Raw genomic sequence first — 18,537 nt, forward strand, 5'->3', positions numbered from 1 at the left:
CCCAGAATATGACAGGACTCGCCTCCCCGGTCCGGTAAGCTGCGCTAGAGCTCGATGCTCCACCGTAACTGCCTCGCCGGTCGCCTGTCCGGTCCCGAGGTGTGTTATGACCTTCCAAGCCTTTGTTTTGCCTGATGTACGCACACTAGCGGCCGCCCTGCGCGCCAAGCTGTGCCGTGAGCCCGTAGGCTTTTCCCCTACCCGCTCAGCGTTTGCTGCACCCTCCCCTCAAGTGCGCCCGGCCTACCCGCTGGCGCATTGGCGTATCTGCCCGGAAAGCGGCCAACTGGTGCAGCACTGGGATCACGCCGACCCTCAAGACCCGCAGAGACCCAAGGTTTCCAGCCTGGCACAGGCCAGCTTGATGCTCGGTCTTTATGTGAGCGCTCGCGCCGCCTGACCAGGCTGGAAACAGCAACTTCCTGATCCATATTCTGGAGTTCTTTATGAACACGTCCAGTAGTAGCCCGCTGCGCGCTAGTTAACTAACGCGCTGTAAGCGGGCGATATAGAAGTTATGTGAACACCTTATTTAAACCGATCGCGAAGTTAGCGACTCGGCATGCTTTCGCTCGCCTGTCTTCAGGTAAGTACCGGGTATGTTTTGTCGAAAATTGGCGACAGGAGTACAGACAATGAGCGCCGTAAAAAACCCGCCTCTGCACAAAAAGAATGGCACCGACGCCGACACCAAACTGTCGATGCGTGCCGCCCGCGAAGCCCACAACGGCCTGTCGGCCACCCTGGCGAACGTACGTGCCACCCAGGACGGCTTGACCGAACTGGACGCCTCCGCTCGCCTGCAACGCGAAGGCTACAACGAAGTCGCCCACGACAAGCCGCCTCACGCCATCGTCCAGTTCCTGCAGGCACTGAATAACCCCTTTATCTACGTGCTGCTGACACTGGCCGGTATCAGTTTCTTCACCGACTGCTGGCTGCCGATGCAGGAAGGCGAAGACGCCGACCCGACCAAAGTCATCATCATCATGACCATGGTGCTGCTCAGCAGCCTGTTGCGCTTCTGGCAGGAACACCGTTCGGCTAAATCTGCCGAAGCCCTGAAAGCCATGGTTCGCACCACGGCCACCGTGTTGCGCCGTGAGCAGGTAGGTTCGCAACCGACCCTGCGCGAAGTGCCGATGCGCGAACTGGTGGCCGGCGATATCGTGCAGCTGTCGGCCGGCGACATGATCCCGGCGGACATCCGCCTGATCGAATCCCGCGACCTGTTCATCAGCCAGGCCGTGCTGACCGGCGAAGCCTTGCCGGTGGAAAAGTACGACACCCTGGGTAATGTCACGCAGAAATCCGCCGGACCGGTGGTGGCCGACCAGGGCAACCTGCTGGACCTGCCGAACATTTGCTTCATGGGCACCAACGTGGTCAGTGGCCGTGCAAAAGCGGTGGTAGTCGCCACCGGGCCGCGCACCTACTTTGGCTCCCTGGCCAAGGCAATTGTCGGTTCGCGGGTGCAAACCGCGTTCGACCGCGGGGTAAACAGCGTCAGCTGGTTGCTGATCCGTTTCATGCTGGTGATGGTGCCGATCGTGTTCCTGCTCAACGGCTTCTCCAAGGGCGACTGGGGCGATGCCTTCCTGTTTGCCCTGGCGGTGGCCGTCGGCCTCACCCCGGAAATGCTGCCGATGATCGTCAGCGCCAACCTGGCCAAGGGCGCCACCGCCATGGCCAAGCGCAAAGTGGTGGTCAAGCGCCTCAACGCAATCCAGAACTTTGGTTCGATGGACGTGCTGTGCACCGACAAGACCGGCACCCTGACCCAGGACAAGATCATCCTCGAACATCACGTCAACGCCTTTGGTCAACGTGATGATGCGGTGCTGTCCCTGGCCTGGCTCAACAGCCATCACCAGAGCGGCATGAAGAACCTGATGGACCAGGCGGTGGTGGAGTTTTCGGAGCAGAACCCGAAGTTCAAGGTGCCGTTCGCCTACAGCAAGATCGATGAATTGCCGTTCGACTTCGTGCGTCGTCGCCTGTCGATCGTGGTCAAGGATGCCGCCGACGACCAACTGCTGGTGTGCAAAGGCGCTGTGGAAGAGATGCTGAGCATTTCCACTCACGTCATGGAGGCCGGCGCCGCCGTGCCGCTGGATGATCGTCGCCGTGAAGAACTGCTCGCGATTGCCAACGACTATAACGAAGACGGGTTCCGTGTGCTGGTGGTCGCCACCCGCCACATTCCTAAATCCATGGCACGTCAGCAGTACACCACTGCCGATGAGCGCAACCTGGTGATCCAGGGCTTCCTGACCTTCCTTGATCCACCGAAGGAAACTGCCGGCCCTGCGATTGCGGCACTGCAACAGATCGGCGTGGCGATCAAGGTACTGACCGGCGACAACGCCGTGGTCACCAGCAAGATCTGCCGCCAGGTCGGTCTCGATCCAGGCCAGCCGCTGCTGGGGGCTGAAATCGAAGCCATGGACGACGCCACGCTGCTGCGCCGTGTGGAAGAACGCACCGTGTTCGCCAAGCTGACACCGCTGCAGAAGTCACGCGCGCTCAAGGCGCTGCAAGCCAACGGCCACACTGTGGGTTTCCTGGGTGATGGGATCAACGATGCACCGGCACTGCGCGACGCCGACGTGGGTATCTCGGTCGACACGGCCACCGATATCGCCAAGGAATCGGCCGACATCATCCTGCTGGAAAAGAGCCTGATGGTGCTGGAAGAAGGCGTGCTCAAGGGCCGCGAAACCTTCGGCAATATCATGAAGTACCTGAACATGACCGCCAGCTCCAACTTCGGCAACGTGTTCTCGGTGCTGGTGGCCAGTGCATTCATCCCATTCCTGCCGATGCTGTCGATTCACCTGTTGCTGCAGAACCTGATGTACGACATCTCCCAGCTGGCTTTGCCGTGGGACAAGATGGACAAGGAGTACCTGGCCAAGCCGCGTAAGTGGGATGCGAAGAACATCGGCCGGTTCATGATCTGGATCGGGCCGACCTCGTCGATCTTCGACATCACCACCTTTGCGCTGATGTGGTTCGTGTTCGCGGCCAACAGTGTGGAAGTGCAGACCCTGTTCCAGTCCGGCTGGTTCATCGAGGGGCTGCTCTCGCAAACCCTGGTTGTGCACATGCTACGGACCCGTAAGATCCCGTTCTTCCAGAGCACCGCCGCGTGGCCGGTGTTGATGATGACCTGTGTGGTGATCGTGCTGGGGATCTACGTGCCGTTCTCGCCACTGGGCACCCTGGTCGGCCTGCAACCGCTGCCGCTGGCGTACTTCCCATGGCTGGTGGGCACCCTGCTCAGCTACTGCTGCGTGGCCCAACTGATGAAGACGATCTACATCCGCCGCTTCAAGCAGTGGTACTGATCTCCCCCGCCGTTTAAACGGTGGCGGTCGCCCGGCCGCCACCGTGCAACACAAGGAATCACCTTATGCGCGTCTTGATCTGTGCAGGTCGTCATTACGCCGACACCAAAATGTCCCGCCAAGTGCTGGACGCTTACCACCGCCTGCGCCCGGTGCAGGTATTGATCCACGGCGGCAACCAATTTCTCGGCAGCGACGTCGAGGAATGGGCGCGGGAATTGGGCATCGACGTGGTGCGCTACCCGCCCAACTGGCAACGCCACGGCAAGCAGGCGGAACGCCAGCGCAACCATTTCATGCTGACCGACAGCCGCCCAGACGTGGTCATCGCCCTGCCCGGCGGGGACGACACCTCTGAGCTGGTCTGCCAGGCCAAAGCCAGCGGCATTTCGGTGCTGACCGTAGAAAGCTGAATTCATGCGAGGTGCATCATGCACAAAAAACACACCCCACCACGCCAGGACGGGTTCGCCAAATACCGTGCGCGTCACTACCGAGATGCGCGTCATACTCTGTTGTTGCTGCCACCGGCCAAGCGTCGCGCGTTGCAACGTAACCTGATCTTTATCGGGCTGACCCTGGGCATCCTGTTGGCGATTGCCTTGCTGTCCAAGGCCAATGCGGCCGGTGGTTCGTACGTGGTCGATGACGGCGCGATCAATGCGCCGGGCGAATGCAATGTGGACGCCTGGCACACCGCCAACCGCCACGATGGCAGTACCCACACTGAAACGCTGTCGCCCGCCTGCACCTTTGCTGCGTTGCCTTCGGTGCAATGGGGCGCAGCCCTGTCCCGTGCCACCAGCGCAGACAAGGGCGAAACCCAAGTGAATCCACAGCTCAAGGCGCAAGTATGGTCGCGGGAAGATCTGGGGCTGGAAATGGCCGTGTCGGCCGGTGCGCACTTTGCACACGACCGTCAGCACGGCTTCGATGGCGCCGACTTCAATATCCCGTTGACGTGGCAACCGCTGGAACCCTTGCGGTTGAACCTGAATGCCGGTTGGTCCCACGCCTACAACGATGGCGACCAAAAACACCGTCTGACCTGGGGCACCGGCCTTGAGTACCACTTGGCCCATTCGTTGACCGTGATCGCCGAACGTTACGGCCAGGATGGCGGCGACCAGGCATGGCAGGCCGGGCCGAGGTTTCATTTCGGCGAGTTTGTCGACGTGGACCTGGTGGTCGGGCGCAGCCTGATCGGTGAGCGCGCGCAATGGCTCACCACCGGTGCCACGCTGCGATTCTAGGACTTGGCTTGTTGTTCCAGGTGCAGTTGCAATTGCGGGTCGATGTGCAACTGCCCCGCCAGGTCATCCAGATAGTTACGCTCGGCGTCCTGCTGATCGTCCACCAACATCACACTGGCCAGGTACACCTCGGCCGCCACAGCCGGGTCGCTGGCGAACTCGGCGAAATCCGCGGCATCCAAGGGCTTGGCGACTTCGGCGTCGAGCCACTGTTGCAGTTGCGGGTCGTCGGTATGGCGGCCCAGCTCACTGGAAATCAGCGCCTGTTCTTGCTCATCAATGCGCCCATCGGCTTTCGCGGCGGCAATCAAGGCACGTAATACCGCATGGCTGTGGGCTTCGGCTGCGGGGCCGTCGAGCTGGTCTACTGTCTGGAAGGCTTGCTGCGGCGCAGTGGCCTGCTGGCGTTGCCAGGCTTGGTAGGCCTGGAATGCCGCCATACCGAGTGAGGCCAACGCAGCGTAGTTCATCCCGCCGGAACGCCCTTGAGCGGGACGAGTGCCCGTGGCGCCACCCAACATGCCACCCAGCCCTCCCAATAAACCACCCAGACCGCCACCGGCTGATGCATTGCCTGTGCCGGCGCCCTTCAGTAACCCACCAAGCAGTCCACCCAGTCCGCCGGATGACGCACTGCCGCCTTGCCCGGCGCGCAGGAGTTGTTCGAGTAAATCGCTGGTGTTCATGGTGTCACCCTCCGAGGGCGCAGTGTTGGCGTCTATCAACCATAGCCCGACCTTGCCGGAACACCATGACCGCCGGGCGGTCCCGGCCTATCATGACGCTATCGCGACTTCGAGAGAAAACCCAAGTGAACCGGACTGAGCACATCGCACTGATGGCGAATTACAACCAGTGGATGAACCGCAAGCTCTATGACGCGGCCCTGACATTGACGGACGCGGAGCTGGCGATGGACCGACAGGCGTTTTTCGGCTCGATCCTCGGCACCCTGAACCACCTGGTGCTGGGCGATAGCGTCTGGCTCAAGCGTTTTGCGCAGCATCCAGCAGGCTTTTCAGCACTGGCTCCGATGCAGGCTGTTGCTACGCCTGCTGATCTCAAGCATCTGGCCTTCGCGGATATACGCGAGCTGGCAACCTATCGCACCTGGCTGGATCAATTGATCGTCGATTGGAGCCACACCGTGCAGGAGACCGACCTGGACCATCGCCTGCATTACAGCAACATGCGCGGCGTCACGGCCGATAAGGACTTCTTCAGCCTGCTCGTACACTTCTTCAATCACCAAACCCACCACCGGGGCCAGGCCACGACCTTGCTGACCCAGGCAGGCTTGGATGTGGGCACTACGGACTTGCTGGCGCTGATCGACTGAACTCGGCGTAGGCCTGCATCAAGCGCGCAAATTCCTGAGGCTCGGGCAGCTGCGCAAAGCTTTCCACCGCCGGAGTGGAGGCCCAAGGCAGCTTCTCGCGCGTCCAGGTCTCCATGAAAGGCACGTAACCGCTGGCGTTATCCAGCAAGGCGGCGCGCACGTTGACGAACTCATCGATGCCGTGGGGCCGCGTGAACAACCAGCTCATGCAATGGGGGCAGAAATAGTGGCGATCCACGCCCTGCATACCGCCGATCACAGGGCAACCCTGGATGACCGTGAAACCGCTGGCGGGAATCAATGCGCTCAGTGAGAACGCACTGGAAGACATCTTCTGGCAGCCGGTGCAGTGGCAAGCCATGGTGATCACCGGGGCGGCACTCACGCTGAAGCGCACACGCTCACAACGGCAACTGCCCTCGTATGGCAGGGTCTCGACGCTCATCATTGCTTCCTTATTCTTGATGGGTGGCCTGGCAGGTTAGCTTCAGGTGCCAGGCTTGAACAGGCCTGTAGCCAAAACCGAACGCTGTCTCATCGTTGGGGTCGTAACCCTAGGTGTCGAGGTTTTTACACCCCGCCCTCCCCGCGCGCATTGTGGGTCTGCCGATGCGCGTACCCCCAAGAAGGAGACGCTGACATGGTCATTCACTTCAAGGTTGCAGGTCACTTGGCCTGTGGCCACCACGGCACCAACCTCCCCTCCAGCACCGAGCTGAACCGGGTCAAATGCCGTACCTGTCGCAATACCGATGCCTATAAAGAGGCGCGCCGCACCCAGCGCAACGCCGCCCGCCGCGCCAATCGAAAAGCCAAGACTCAGACCCACGTTGACTGGCGCAGCGCGTGGACGCAGCGTCTTACCGACTTGCCTGGTTTGCAGCGTTTGCCACGCGGGTTCAGCGGTCAGCCGTTCGTGTAATCACGGCGCAACCGCTACTTGCCTGATGGCTTGTTCGTATTCCTCGACGGACTGTGAGCCAGCCACCAGGTGACGCCCATTCAGTACCATGGCCGGGACAGCGTTGATCCCGCGCCTGCGGTAAAAATCTTCAAGCTCACGGACTTCAACGGCGAACTCCCCACTGTCCAGCACCCCTTGAGCGCGTGCCGTGGAGAGCCCCGCCTCACCAGCAAGACGCACTAAGGTGTCGTGGCTGCTGATATTCTCCCCATCACTGAAATGCGCCTTGAACAGAATGTGCTTCAGTGCAACTTGGCGACCCTGCGCCACCGACCAATACAACAGACGGTGGGCGTCAAAGGAGTTGTAGAAGTGCGTACGCTTCGCCAAGTCGAACGTGAAGCCCAAGGCGTTACCGCGGTCGATCACCATGACATTACGCGCGGCGACTTCGGCAAAGGTGCGGCCATATTTACGCATCATGTGTTCGACAGCGTTTTCGCCCTCAGGCGGCATGTCCGGGTTCAGCTCGAAGGGTTTGAAGGTCAGCTCCACGGCAACTTCGCCCGCCAGGTTCGCGATGGCCTGTTGCAGCGCTAAAGCGCCGAGTGCACACCAAGGGCACATCACATCCGACACGAAGTCGATGCTGACAGGGCGAGTCACGATAGGGACTCCAACAGGTTATTGCGCCATTCGATGGTATTGAACAAGGGCATCAGTAATTCTCCAATTCGCGCCCTGCCGGGATGACAGAGCGGCGAATGGGAAGAACTCTAGGAGGTTGTACCGGATGAATAAATACAGGGGCAGGCACTTCATTTGTACTTCAGTGTAATCAGTTTGCCGATTGCTTAAAGGCCACGCTGCGATTGGTTAATATGCTTTCCAAATTGGCGGGCTCTACACTCACATGGGTTTTGCGCCTGATCTCTTCCAACCCCAGCTCTATCCGATAGTTGCAAAGATGATCAAAAAGCCTGTCGTGAGTTTCCGAAATCGCCGCCCCTTCATTTTTCGCGAACAGGATGTGAAGTACGGCCATCAAGGGGAGTGACAGGCACTCATCTGAATCATTTTCGAAAAAATCCTCCATCTGCGCGGATAACACCTCCAGCCACTGGTCGCTCAAGTTACAAGGCAGGGTCGACTCCGGCCCGTTTTGCATGACCTCTTTAGAGAATGATTTGAGCAGATCTTCACTCATGAGCAGTACCCTCATCTACCTATCTGGGAGCCTAAGATTTAACAACTCGGCAGAGGTCATTTGGAAGCAAAGTCAGCGTCTGAAGCGTCCTGATTTCTTGAGTGCTTTTTCGTACAGGCCTCGACGAATTCTTGAAGTCACAGCTAACTACTTGTTGAATTTACCTGACATGGCGGGGTGTGTAGGCGGCGGATCGCCAAGCGAGCGTAACGCCCAAGCCGGCACCAGCGGCCAGGCAAACGGCAATGCACAGGTTCGCAACGATGAAGGCGTGGGTGATCGCGGCTGGATCGGTGCGCGAACCGAGAACGGTATAGAACACCCCGCCAATTACGGCGACGCTGAGGGCCGTGCTGACTTGCAGGGTCGAACTGGCGATGCCGGCAATCATGCCCGAATAGGCCGGCGCAACGCTGCCGGTGACCATGCGCATCAACGTCGGCAGGGCCAGCCCTTGCCCCAGGCCAATCACAAACAGAGTCGCTCCCAGCCCCACCGGCGCCAGTGGCGCACCGACGGGTGTCGCAGCGATGAGCCAGACCAGCGCAAGCAACCCGATGGACTCCAGCGCCATGCCGAGCGGATTGACATAGCCGCCGAGTATGCGCCGCCCCAACGGGGTCAACAGGGGGCCGACCAGGAACCCTGCGCCAAATGGCAGGAACACCAAGCCGGCGCTCAGCGCAGAGGTGTGCAACGCCTGCTGCAGGTATACCGAAAACAACAGAAAGAACACGCCAATTGAGTAAAACAGCAATGCAACCAGCAGTGCGCGGCCCAACCTGGGGGCGGTCAACGCGGCGGGCGCAATCAGCGGCACGCCGCCGGAACGGCTCAGGTGAGTTTCATAGCGCCAGAACAACCGCGCCAATACCGGTACGGCAAGCAGCGACAACCAAGACCACCACGGCCAGCCTGCTTCCCTGCCCACGGTCAACGGTACGATGAGCGCGCCGAGGCAGGCAACCGACAACGCCATGCCGCCGAGGTCCAATTGCGTGGTATGACGCAATTTCACGTCCTTCAGCAGGGGAATGCCAAACAGCAAGACCAGCGCCGCCACCGGCAAGTTGACCAGGAAAATCGCCCGCCAGCCCAAACCCATGGGATCGAGGGAAATCAAGATGCCGCCCAGTGCCTGGCCGTTCACGGAGGCCAGGCCGAAGACAGCACCATATAAGCTGAGCGCGAGCGGCTTTTCCGACTCGGGAAAAATCGCCTGCACCGACGCCAGCGCCTGCGGGGCCATGACGGCGGCCGTGACGCCCTGCAAGGCGCGTCCGGCGACCAACACCCATGGCGACCCGGCAAAACCGCACAGCACCGAGGCGGCCGCAAAACCCACCAGGCCGCAAAGAAACACGCGGCCTCTGCCGTAGAGGTCCCCAAGCCGCCCTCCGGTGATCAGTGTCACTGCATACAGCGCGGCATACGAGGAAATGACTAGCTGCTCGGCGGAGGCCGAGCCGCCCAACGCGTCGCGGATCGACGGCAGTGCGACATTGACGATAAAAAAATCCAGCGGCGGCAGGAACGCGCCGACCAGCAAAACCGCAAACATCGCCCAGCGGCGTGTGTCAGGCTGGGAAATAGCAGTGCGCAACATGGACATACTCCCTACACAATCAATCGAGGCTGGGCTCTGCGTCATCCGCCCAATCAACGGCGCGCATCCCAAACGGCTGCGGGCTCAAATACCGCCGAACGTTTCCGAACCCGCGATGGGCTTCCAGTTTTCCAGTGGCGTCAGGAAGTGCAGCTCAAAGCGTCGCTTGGTAAACAGCCATTGGCCTTCGCGTCGTTCGAAGCAATCGTGATAAAGGCCGCTGACCTGCACCGGACCTTTTTCGATGTCATGAAACAAGCAGTCAGCTGCGACGGTTGCCGTGGCGACATCACCCTCGATACGAATCAGCGGGTTGGCCATCCAATGGTGCATGTGGGGCATCTTTCGCCAGCTGTTGTGTGCCATCGCGACAATACCCTCCGGGCCAGCGCCTTCGCCGAAGCCTGGCAGGTCCAGAACAGCGTCGGCATGCCAGATCGTGCGTAACAAGTCAGGGTCCAAGCGATCAAACGCGTTGGCGTAGGCAGAGATGAGTGATTCGATGGCCGCACGGCTTTCCAGGGCCTCCAGTCGAGCGGCCAGGGTTTCAAGGTTCATGCGGGTGTCCTTCTTTGGGTGCAGGAGTCAAGCCTGAAACGGCTTGCCCGCCATTGTGCGAGCCCAGGGGTTGCCGCGGGACTGCCATTACTGCATCTTCACTGTTCACTTTTGTACGGGGTAAACCATGGAATGGAATGACTTGCGCGTCTTCCTGTCCATCGCACGCGGCGGTTCGCTGGGTGCCGCCGCCAAGCTGTTGGGCGTCAGCCATCCCACCGTGGGGCGACGCCTGCACGTGTTGGAGCAGGCCGGTGGAGAGGTGTTTTTCCGCCGCACGGCGTCAGGGTTGGTATTGACCGACAGCGGTGAACGCATTTTCGAACTGGCAGAGGAAATGGAACGTAACGCGCTGGCAATCGAGCGACGCATCGCGGGCGAAAGCGCCCAGCTTGAAGGCCAGTTGCGGATCTCATCGGCGGACTGGTTCGCCAGTTATGTGCTAGGCCCCGTCCTGGGTGAACTCGCCCGGCGCCATCCCTTGATCGTGCCCGAGGTGATTGCAGGGCATCGCTTGTTCGATCTGACGCGCAGAGAAGCGGATATCGCATTCAGGATCGTCCCGTTCACCGAGCCCGACATCGTCCAACGACGGCTCGTTACGCTGAGCTACGGGCTGTACATGAGTGCCCAGGCGTCATTCCCACTGCAAACGGATGGTGAAGGCCTCGGACTGATCACCATGAACACTGCACAGGCGCATTATCCCGACGTCCTCTGGTTACAGGCGTCGTATCCGCGAGCCAGAACCGTGTTTACCAGCAGCAGCCGTACGGTTCAGGCGCAGATGTGTGGGCTCGGCCTAGGCGTAGCCGTGCTGCCCCGCGCACTGGGTGATCAATTGCCCGCGCTAAAACGAGTAGACACCGGCGAGGCGCCACCGGGCCGGGACATCTGGATGGGCTATCACCACGATATGCGACAGATGGACCGTCTTCGCGCGCTCGCCGACTTGGCAGACGAGATGATTGGGAGTGCCTGAGAAAGGACTCCCCGTGAAAACAAAAAAACCTGCACAAGGCAGGTTCTCTGTGGGTTTCAGCGACTTCCTGGAATGTCGTGAAACCAAATGATGGTGCCCGAACCCGGAATCGAACCGGGACGCCCTTACGAGCGGGGGATTTTAAGTCCCATGCGTCTACCAGTTTCGCCATTCGGGCGGTAGCGCGTGTTGCAGGGTTGGGAATATATAGATCCAGTCGCTTTGATGCAAGGTCGAAGGGCTGCTTTCTTGCCTCAGGAAGCCAGCAAAAAAGCTTGCTAGATCAGTGAGCTAGGCAAGCATCTGGAGGAAAACCCGCAAACTCATCCAACGCGATGAGCCCCCTGCTCTGTTATCGTGGCGTCCTCCCAACGCAATGGATGCACCGCAGAATGGACTCATGGAAGAGAGTGGTAATCGCCGCACTGGCATTGTTCGGCAATCCAGTCGCCGCCGCTGAAAACAACAACCCCTTTCAAGCCGCGCTCATGATCACTTCGGTTGCGCCGTTTTTACTGGTCTCAGGCGCCACCGTCTTGACCTCTGCCATTCCCGACCTGTTCAAGTTATCCAAAAGTTCGGCCGATGAGACCTCTCTCCCGGTAACTACTCAGCGACAGTTTCTGCCGCTGGCGCTGGTTTCTTGAGCGCCAGCGCCGGGTCGGGCACTTCGACCAAGCCCTTCTTCACATACTCAGCGGCGACGATTTTACGGATCAGGAAACAGTAGAGGATGGGCAGCCCGGCAATGGGAATCGCCGCCCAGGGCGGGCCTGCGAGAAAACCCAGCCCTAATGCCATAGCCCAGATCAGCAGGTGGCGCCAAAGGCCTGCGAAGAGCAGGTAGAGCGGGCCGAGAAACAAGACTGCCAATACCTGGAACGCATCGACTTCTTCGACCTGGTCACTCTCTGGATGTTTGAAATAGCGGGTCATTGCACTGTCCTTGTGGGGGATAATTCAGTGAATATACTCTGAAGGGTCAATCCCGTGACACCTCTCGGAGCCTCATCATGAATCCAAACGCCACCGCTCTTGTTCTGATCGAGTTCCAAAACGATTTCACCACCGCAGGTGGCGTGTTTCATGACGCCGTCAAAGACGTCATGCACCAGTCCGACATGCTGGCCAACACCGCAACGACCGTGCAACAGGCACGCGCGCTGGGCGTGAAGATCATTCACCTGCCGATCCAGTTCACTGAGGGCTACCCGGAACTGACGACGCGTGACTATGGAATCTTGAAGGGCGTTGCCGATGGCGCTGCTTTTCTTTCCGGCAGCTGGGGCGCCGAGATTACCGAGGCCATCAGCCGTGAAACCGGCGATATCCTCGTGGAAGGCAAGCGGGGGCTGGATGGCTTTGCCACCACCGGCCTGGACCTGGTACTGCGCAACAACGGCATCCAGAACCTGGTGGTGGCGGGATTCCTGACCAACTGCTGCGTCGAAGGCACCGTTCGATCAGGTTATGAGAAGGGTTATAACGTGGTGACGCTGGCCGACTGCACGGCAACGTTCACCGATGAACAGCAAAAAGCGGCTGAAAACTTCACGCTGTCGATGTTTTCGAAGGTGTTGCGGCATACCGAGTTTCTCGGTGCGTTGAGCGCCAAATAAGTAAAAAAGGGGGCGGCTGATTAATCAGCCGCCCCCTTTTTTTGCTTGCCCCATCAGGGCGTCTTGTTCAAATGGTCGATAACGGAAGCGCTTTTCCCTGTTTCGACATCACGGATATCGAAACTCCAGCGGTTCGACGACACGTTGCCGTAAAGACCATAGGTGCGACCACCCGCCAGTTCAACCGTCATTGCCAGGGGCGCTGTCTGGGCCTGCGCAGAGATGAACCGGGTGACTTGAAGTCTGTGCACCCCAGCTCCCAAGCGGTATTCGTTCTGGCGACTCAGCCAATACAGGGTCTGATCGTCATCGATCTTGAATATCGTCAGGTGCTTATCGAACTGCTGGATGGTGGCGACTTGGTCGACCGGCTTGCCTTCTGCACTGTTGTGTTCGTAATGAATACAGCCGGTCAGGGCCAGGCTGAACAACATCATCGCGAATAAGCGCAAAATAACATCATGTCGCATCGGTGGCCCTCCAAGGCTCAAGCACGGGGCGTGATGCTAATGGCATCCAGCCCCAGCAGCAACCTTCGCTGCGCCTTGGTTTGCACAGGATTCCGGCTTTTAGCCGTTCAACGTCAACCCTGGATAAACCCGAACCGGCATCTTGTGCCGCTGCGGTTGTTGCCGGGCAAGTTGTACCTGAACCTGTGCCACAGCCTCCAGCACACGTTGCGCCCATTGCTCGTCTTCCGGGTCAACCACTACCACGCGAAACCCGTGGTCGAAACCTTCAAGCTGCACGCCTTCGGAATCATCGACATGCAAGTCGATATCGAAAGCCGGTGGGAATTTTGACGGGGTGCTCGTCAGCCCACGGTCGGTCAGGGCCTGGCTATGTCGCACACTGTTGACCACGCCATCGACATGGATGCCATACAGCAACAACCAACGTCGGATGTAGGACGGCGTGCGGCCGGATGAGGTATAGACCCAGACGCTGCAACCCTGGCGACGCAGCTCACGGGTCAGAGAACGGGTGCCGCAGCGCAAGGGCTCACCCAACCAACGGTGCACACACGCCGGCAAGCGGCTGTGCTCGGTTGCACTGTGGTGCAGCTGACAGGCCAGTGTGTCGTCGATGTCGAACGAAATACGGATTCGCTGACGCTTGATGAACACACGCTTGATCGTGTCGAGCACTGGGTACCTTCCCATCATTGGCCCCCCTGGTGGGCGGGCGCTGGTGTGTCGCTCAGGAAAAACTCGGTTGGATCTGGAGCGTTATCTTCCAGGAACGCTGCGTATTTTTTCTTGATCTTGGGCAATTCGTACAACGCCATTACGCCATGCTTCGCGGAGTTGCGTATCACCGAGGACGGGTTGAAATAGCCCTCGGCGTTGTCCAGCGTCAGCACAAACGGTGGCAACCCCTCACGCATCAGCAGATAGCTGACGATCAGCGACCCACTGCGGTGATTGCCTTCAATGAACAACTGCGGCTTGCTCAGGACCCGCACGTAGACACCGGCTGCTCGCTTCCATACGGATTCGTTATGGTGCTTGCAATACCAGTTATACAAATCCTTGATGCCACCTTCGACATTGTTGAAAAAGTGCACTTCGGTCGCCGCCAGGTGCTGCGCGTATTCCTGCCGGCGCACCGGGTCTTTGCCACAGAGCACCGTGGCATTGATCTCCAGCATCAGATTCAATTGCTGGAGGTCGAACAGGTCGACACCGCGCGCAACATAGTCGTCAATCAGGGCATAACCTTCAAGCACATTCTGCAGCACTTCGTCTGTCAGCGGGTCGCGTGGCTCGGTAAAGTCCTGGCTAAGCTGGGCAAAACGGCCCTGTACCTTGCGCAGGGCGCGTTCAATCGCGGCCAGATCAAGACGACGTGTTGCAGTCATTGGCAATCCTGAAAAACGATGCATGGGTCAGCTGAATTTGCCGCTGATGTAGTCCCCGGTCATTTGCTCACGCGGGTTTTCGAAGATCTGCGCGGTGGCGCCCATTTCCACCAGATAACCGGTGCGGGTGCCCTGGGAGATGTCCACCGAGAAAAACGCGGTGGTATCGGCCACACGGATCGCCTGCTGCATGTTGTGGGTGACCAGCGCGATGGTGTAATCCTTTTTCAACTCGACCATCAGCTCTTCGACACGACGGGTGGCGATGGGGTCGAGCGCCGAGCAAGGTTCGTCCAACAACAGCACTTCCGGCTCGGTGGCAATTGCGCGAGCAATACACAGACGTTGCTGCTGGCCGCCGGAGAGCGACAGGCCGCTGACCTTGAGCTTGTCCTTGACTTCATCCCACAACGCGGCGCCTTGCAGCGCGTGCTTGACGCGATCACCCAAGTCGCCTTTGTAGCGGTTCAGGCGCAGGCCAAAGGCCACGTTGTCAAAGATGCTCATCGAAAACGGGTTCGGCTGCTGGAACACCATGCCGATGTAACGGCGTACGACGACGGGATCAACGCCCTTGCCGTACACGTCCTGGCCGAGGAAATGCACGTGGCCTTCGAAGCGGAAGCCTTTGACCAGGTCGTTCATGCGGTTGAGGCTACGCAGCACAGTCGATTTGCCGCAGCCGGACGGGCCGATGAAGCCGGTAATCTTGTTTTTCTCGATTGGCACATGGCTATCACGCACCGCCATGAAGTTGCCGTAGAAAATCTTGTCCAGCTTGCAGTCCATGACCACAGGCGCCTGGGTGACAAACGGAGCGGCTTTTTGCGCAGTTGAGACGTTCAAAATTCAGGTGCTCCCGTTCTTAGTACTTGGGCTTGCCGAAAATACGGCTCACGATATTCACGACCAGCACGATCATTACCAGCACCAACGAGGCCGCCCAGGCGAGCTCAAGCTGGTTGTCGAAAGGCATGCCGGAGAAGTTGTAAATCAACACGGCCAGGGACGCCGTCGGATTCATGACCGCCAGGCTGCCGTCGTGGTAGATCCAGTAGTTACTGAACAGCGCGGTGAACAACAGCGGTGCGGTTTCGCCGGCAGCACGTGCGACTGCGAGCATCACGCCGGTCAGGATCGCGGGCATGCCGGTAGGCAAGACGATTTTCCAGATCACCTGCGAACGGGTGCAGCCCATGCCGTAGGCCGCGTCCTTCATGATCTTGGGCACCATCTTCATCGACTCTTCAGCCGTCAGCACCACGATCGGCAGCATCAGTACCGCCAATGCCACGCCACCTGCTGGAGCCGAGTAAGTCCCGGTCGTCATCACCACCAGGGCGTAGGCAAACACACCCGCCAGGATCGATGGCAAACCGGTAAGCATCTTGGCGGCGAAGCGCGAAGCGTTCGCCAACTTGCTGTCCGGGCCCAGTTCAGCGAGGAAAACCGCAGCCAGAATGCCGACCGGCACGGCGATGGCGGCAGCGATACCGACCATCACGAACGTACCGGCCATGGCGTTACCGAAGCCACCGCCGGTCTCGAAACCGGTGGGCGGCAGTTCAGTGAACACTTCCAGGCTCAGGCGTGCGCCACCTCGGGTGATCAGCATGTAGAGCACGGAAATCAGCGGCACGCTGGCCAGCAACGCGCCGAACCACACCAGGGTGGTCAGCACCAGGCTGCGCAAGGCACGGCCTTCGAACCGGCGTTGCAGGCTCGGCATGGCGGTGATGGGCGTAGAGAGATCAGTCATTACTTGGTACCCCGCTGGGCGTAGACCATGATCATCGAACCGATGATGTTCACCAGCAGCGTGATAAACATCAGCACCAGTGCGGCGTACATCAACACTTCGATCTCGTTCGGGCCAGCTTCGGGGAAGTTCAGCGCCAACAAGGCGGCCAGGGTATTGGCCGGTGCAAACAACGAAAGCGAGATGTTGTTCGCGTTACCCACCAACATGGCCAGGGCCATGGTTTCACCCAAGGCGCGACCCAGGCCGAGTACCAGTGAACCGAAGATGCCGGTGGCGGCAGAGGGCACCATCACCTTGAGAATCGCTTCCCAGTGAGTGGTGCCCATACCGTAGGCGGCTTGCTTGGTTTTCATCGGCACACCGGTGAGGGCGTCCTGAGACACGGCGGCAATGGTTGGCAAAATCATGATTGCCAGCACCAGCGCCGCTGGCAGCAGGCCCGGCCCGCTGAGGGACGTGCCGAAAAACGGAATCCAGCCCAGTTCAGTGTTCAGCCACGCAGTCAGCGGGCGGATAGCCGGGATCACTACATAAATGCCCCAGAGGCCGTAGACCACGCTGGGAATGGCGGCGAGCAATTCAACGATGGTGCGAAACACCGCCGCGAGTTTTGCCGGCAGGAAATCCTGGGTGAGAAAAATCGCCATGCTGACGCCGAAAAAGCCTGCGATCAGCAACGCGATAAGGGCGCTGTAAAGCGTGCCCCAAATAGCTGGCAGAATGCCGTACTTGCCTTGGTTAACGTCCCAGACACTGCCGAACAGCACATCAAAACCGTGCTTTTCCATGCCGGGAAGTGCCTTGCGCCCTACTTCGAAGACCAGCGCGAAAACCAGCGCCAGCACCAGCACTACGCCTATGCGTGCAAGTGCACGGAAGGTGCGGTCAACCAGGAAGTCCTTCGTAGAAGGTGGCTGGCACGCAGAATCCGGGTTAACCGGTACGACAAAAGGTGTGTTCATTGGCTATTTCCGGAACAAGGGGGAAACGCTCCCGGCATGGCTGACAACCCATACCGAGAGCGGCCTGGCGGCCTTACTGGATGTTGGCGGAAGCTTTGCGAACTTGATCGACAACCGATGGAGGCAGTGGGATGTAGCCCATCGAGTCGGCGATTTTCTGACCTTCGGTCAGGCTGTACTCGACCATTTCACGCATGGCCTTGGCTTTGGCTGGGTTGCCGTTGTCCTTGCGGAAGATCATCCAGGTGTAGGAAGTGATCGGGTAGGACTTGGCACCATCCGGATCCGGCAGCCAGGCCACCAGGCTTTCCGGCATTTTCACCGCCGCCAGGGCTTCGGCGCCGCTTTCGGCGTTAGGTACAACGTATTTGCCGGCCTTGTTCTGCAGCTGGGCAAAGTCAACCTTGGCCAGTTTGGCGAAGCCGTATTCGATGTAGCCAATCGCGCCTGGGGTCTGACGCACAGTGGCGGTCACACCGTCGTTTTTCGGCGATTTGATGAACTTGTCGCTGGCTGGCCAGTTGACGGTGTTGCCTTCGCCCAGGTCTTTCTGGAACTCAGGGTTGATCGCGGCCAAGTGCTTGGTGAACACCGCGGTGGTGCCGCTGGAGTCTGCACGCACGACAACAGTGATCGGCATGTCAGGCAGTTTCAGGCCTGGGTTGGCGGCGGCGATCTTGGGATCGTTCCACTTGGTGATCTTGCCCAGGAAGATGTTGGAGTACACATCGCGTGGCAATTTGAGTTCTTTAGGATTGCCCGGCAGGTTGAACGCCAACACGATTTCCCCAGCGGTCATCGGCAGCAGTTGCGCGCCTTCGGCCACCTTGGCGATGTCTTCGTCTTTCATGGCCGAGTCGCTGGCGGCGAAGTCGACGGTTTTGTTCAGGAAGTCCTGTACACCCGCACCGCTACCTTTGGATTGGTAATCAACGGTGACACCCTCGGTTTTCTTGCTGAAATCCTTGAACCAGGTGAGGTAGATCGGGGCTGGGAAACTCGCACCGGAACCGGTGAGGCGGATGCTCTCGGCAGCAAACACCGAGGTGGCACTGAGAGAAACCGCAACGGCGAGTGCAGCAGACTTCATCAGACGTTTCATTCAGGAAAATCCTTGTGAATTACGGGCTCGGG

At 59.4% G+C, this 18,537-nt stretch carries 23 protein-coding genes and 1 tRNA gene; 9 read left to right on the forward strand and 15 right to left on the reverse strand.

The features are described from left to right. The first annotated feature begins 106 nt into the window (after positions 1–106). The 4 genes from H096_RS30765 to H096_RS30780 all read left to right on the forward strand — a co-directional run bounded on the left by H096_RS30765 (position 107) and on the right by H096_RS30780 (position 4,603). A complete protein-coding gene (locus H096_RS30765) occupies positions 107–400 on the forward strand; it encodes a hypothetical protein (protein WP_033902968.1) in 294 nt (97 codons plus the stop codon). 235 nt (positions 401–635) lie between these two features. Beyond that, entirely contained in the window at positions 636–3,350 is a 2,715-nt protein-coding gene (gene mgtA / locus H096_RS30770; protein ID WP_033902969.1) for a magnesium-translocating P-type ATPase, read from the forward strand. A 65-nt stretch (positions 3,351–3,415) separates the two neighbouring features. Beyond that, positions 3,416–3,763 carry a DUF2493 domain-containing protein gene (locus tag H096_RS30775; RefSeq protein ID WP_025999705.1) on the forward strand — a complete coding sequence of 116 codons (348 nt, stop codon included), beginning with the start codon at positions 3,416–3,418 and terminating at the stop codon, positions 3,761–3,763. 18 nt (positions 3,764–3,781) lie between these two features. Then, complete coding sequence (locus H096_RS30780) at positions 3,782–4,603, forward strand: hypothetical protein (protein WP_033902970.1); 822 nt, start codon at positions 3,782–3,784, stop codon at positions 4,601–4,603. On the opposite strand, the gene H096_RS30785 is transcribed toward H096_RS30780, so the two are convergent. After that, positions 4,600–5,289: a tellurite resistance TerB family protein gene (locus tag H096_RS30785; protein WP_033902972.1), complete on the reverse strand. Its 690-nt coding sequence runs from the start codon at positions 5,287–5,289 to the stop codon at positions 4,600–4,602. The genes H096_RS30780 and H096_RS30785 overlap by 4 nt on opposite strands. 125 nt (positions 5,290–5,414) lie before the next feature. On the opposite strand from H096_RS30785, the gene H096_RS30790 reads away from it, so the two are divergent. Beyond that, positions 5,415–5,942 carry a DinB family protein gene (locus H096_RS30790; RefSeq protein WP_033902974.1) on the forward strand — a complete coding sequence of 176 codons (528 nt, stop codon included), beginning with the start codon at positions 5,415–5,417 and terminating at the stop codon, positions 5,940–5,942. Here H096_RS30790 and H096_RS30795 read toward each other — a convergent pair. Next, positions 5,914–6,387, reverse strand: a complete 474-nt coding sequence (locus H096_RS30795) for a GFA family protein (RefSeq protein ID WP_033902975.1) — start codon at positions 6,385–6,387, stop codon at positions 5,914–5,916. The genes H096_RS30790 and H096_RS30795 overlap by 29 nt on opposite strands. 195 nt (positions 6,388–6,582) lie before the next feature. Here H096_RS30795 and H096_RS30800 point away from each other — a divergent pair, with 195 nt between their 5' ends. After that, positions 6,583–6,864 carry a hypothetical protein gene (locus tag H096_RS30800; protein WP_028616250.1) on the forward strand — a complete coding sequence of 94 codons (282 nt, stop codon included), beginning with the start codon at positions 6,583–6,585 and terminating at the stop codon, positions 6,862–6,864. Here H096_RS30800 and H096_RS30805 read toward each other — a convergent pair whose 3' ends face one another. The 4 genes from H096_RS30805 to H096_RS30820 all read right to left on the reverse strand — a co-directional run bounded on the left by H096_RS30805 (position 6,865) and on the right by H096_RS30820 (position 10,217). Further along, the gene (locus tag H096_RS30805; protein ID WP_033902977.1) at positions 6,865–7,512 is read right to left on the reverse strand and encodes a DsbA family oxidoreductase; all 648 of its coding nucleotides are present in this window, start codon (positions 7,510–7,512) and stop codon (positions 6,865–6,867) included. It abuts the gene before it with no gap. Positions 7,513–7,684: 172 nt separating this feature from the next. Beyond that, entirely contained in the window at positions 7,685–8,053 is a 369-nt protein-coding gene (locus tag H096_RS30810; protein ID WP_061437024.1) for a hypothetical protein, read from the reverse strand. Positions 8,054–8,213: 160 nt separating this feature from the next. Further along, a complete protein-coding gene (locus tag H096_RS30815) occupies positions 8,214–9,659 on the reverse strand; it encodes an MFS transporter (RefSeq protein WP_033902979.1) in 1,446 nt (481 codons plus the stop codon). An 84-nt stretch (positions 9,660–9,743) separates the two neighbouring features. Beyond that, a complete protein-coding gene (locus H096_RS30820; RefSeq protein WP_033902981.1) occupies positions 9,744–10,217 on the reverse strand; it encodes a nuclear transport factor 2 family protein in 474 nt (157 codons plus the stop codon). Positions 10,218–10,344: 127 nt separating this feature from the next. Here H096_RS30820 and H096_RS30825 point away from each other — a divergent pair, with 127 nt between their 5' ends. Next, positions 10,345–11,199 (forward strand): LysR family transcriptional regulator, encoded by an 855-nt coding sequence (locus tag H096_RS30825; RefSeq protein WP_033902983.1) that lies wholly within the window; start codon positions 10,345–10,347, stop codon positions 11,197–11,199. Between the two features lie 91 nt (positions 11,200–11,290). Here the strand turns inward: H096_RS30825 and H096_RS30830 are convergent. Further along, positions 11,291–11,377, reverse strand: a tRNA-Leu gene (locus tag H096_RS30830). Between the two features lie 214 nt (positions 11,378–11,591). Between H096_RS30830 and H096_RS33765 the strand changes: the two genes are divergently transcribed. Next, positions 11,592–11,846 carry a hypothetical protein gene (locus H096_RS33765; protein WP_191983032.1) on the forward strand — a complete coding sequence of 85 codons (255 nt, stop codon included), beginning with the start codon at positions 11,592–11,594 and terminating at the stop codon, positions 11,844–11,846. Here the strand turns inward: H096_RS33765 and H096_RS30835 are convergent. Continuing rightward, the gene (locus H096_RS30835) at positions 11,806–12,135 is read right to left on the reverse strand and encodes a hypothetical protein (RefSeq protein ID WP_033902984.1); all 330 of its coding nucleotides are present in this window, start codon (positions 12,133–12,135) and stop codon (positions 11,806–11,808) included. The two genes, H096_RS33765 and H096_RS30835, sit on opposite strands and share 41 nt — an antisense overlap. A 77-nt stretch (positions 12,136–12,212) precedes the next feature. Between H096_RS30835 and H096_RS30840 the strand changes: the two genes are divergently transcribed. Next, on the forward strand, positions 12,213–12,818 hold the full coding sequence (locus H096_RS30840; RefSeq protein WP_033902986.1) for a cysteine hydrolase: 606 nt from the start codon (positions 12,213–12,215) through the stop codon (positions 12,816–12,818). Between the two features lie 53 nt (positions 12,819–12,871). Here H096_RS30840 and H096_RS30845 read toward each other — a convergent pair whose 3' ends face one another. The 7 genes from H096_RS30845 to pstS form a co-directional block, all read right to left on the reverse strand. Next, positions 12,872–13,288, reverse strand: coding sequence for a hypothetical protein (locus H096_RS30845; protein WP_033902987.1), 417 nt, complete (start codon positions 13,286–13,288; stop codon positions 12,872–12,874). A 99-nt stretch (positions 13,289–13,387) separates the two neighbouring features. Next, positions 13,388–13,981 (reverse strand): hypothetical protein, encoded by a 594-nt coding sequence (locus H096_RS30850; RefSeq protein WP_033902988.1) that lies wholly within the window; start codon positions 13,979–13,981, stop codon positions 13,388–13,390. Beyond that, complete coding sequence (locus tag H096_RS30855) at positions 13,981–14,679, reverse strand: hypothetical protein (protein ID WP_033902989.1); 699 nt, start codon at positions 14,677–14,679, stop codon at positions 13,981–13,983. The genes H096_RS30850 and H096_RS30855 overlap by 1 nt, the downstream gene beginning before the upstream one ends. 27 nt (positions 14,680–14,706) lie before the next feature. Continuing rightward, entirely contained in the window at positions 14,707–15,468 is a 762-nt protein-coding gene (gene pstB / locus H096_RS30860; RefSeq protein WP_033902990.1) for a phosphate ABC transporter ATP-binding protein PstB, read from the reverse strand. A gap of 76 nt (positions 15,469–15,544) precedes the next feature. Beyond that, entirely contained in the window at positions 15,545–16,438 is an 894-nt protein-coding gene (gene pstA / locus H096_RS30865; RefSeq protein WP_033902991.1) for a phosphate ABC transporter permease PstA, read from the reverse strand. After that, the gene (pstC, locus tag H096_RS30870) at positions 16,438–17,403 is read right to left on the reverse strand and encodes a phosphate ABC transporter permease subunit PstC (protein ID WP_016978032.1); all 966 of its coding nucleotides are present in this window, start codon (positions 17,401–17,403) and stop codon (positions 16,438–16,440) included. The genes pstA and pstC overlap by 1 nt, the downstream gene beginning before the upstream one ends. Before the next feature lie 73 nt (positions 17,404–17,476). After that, on the reverse strand, positions 17,477–18,505 hold the full coding sequence (gene pstS / locus H096_RS30875) for a phosphate ABC transporter substrate-binding protein PstS (RefSeq protein ID WP_016978033.1): 1,029 nt from the start codon (positions 18,503–18,505) through the stop codon (positions 17,477–17,479). Between the last annotated feature and the right edge of the window lie 32 nt (positions 18,506–18,537).

Source organism: Pseudomonas sp. FH1, assembly GCF_000510895.2.
Classification (GTDB): domain Bacteria; phylum Pseudomonadota; class Gammaproteobacteria; order Pseudomonadales; family Pseudomonadaceae; genus Aquipseudomonas; species Aquipseudomonas azotoformans_A.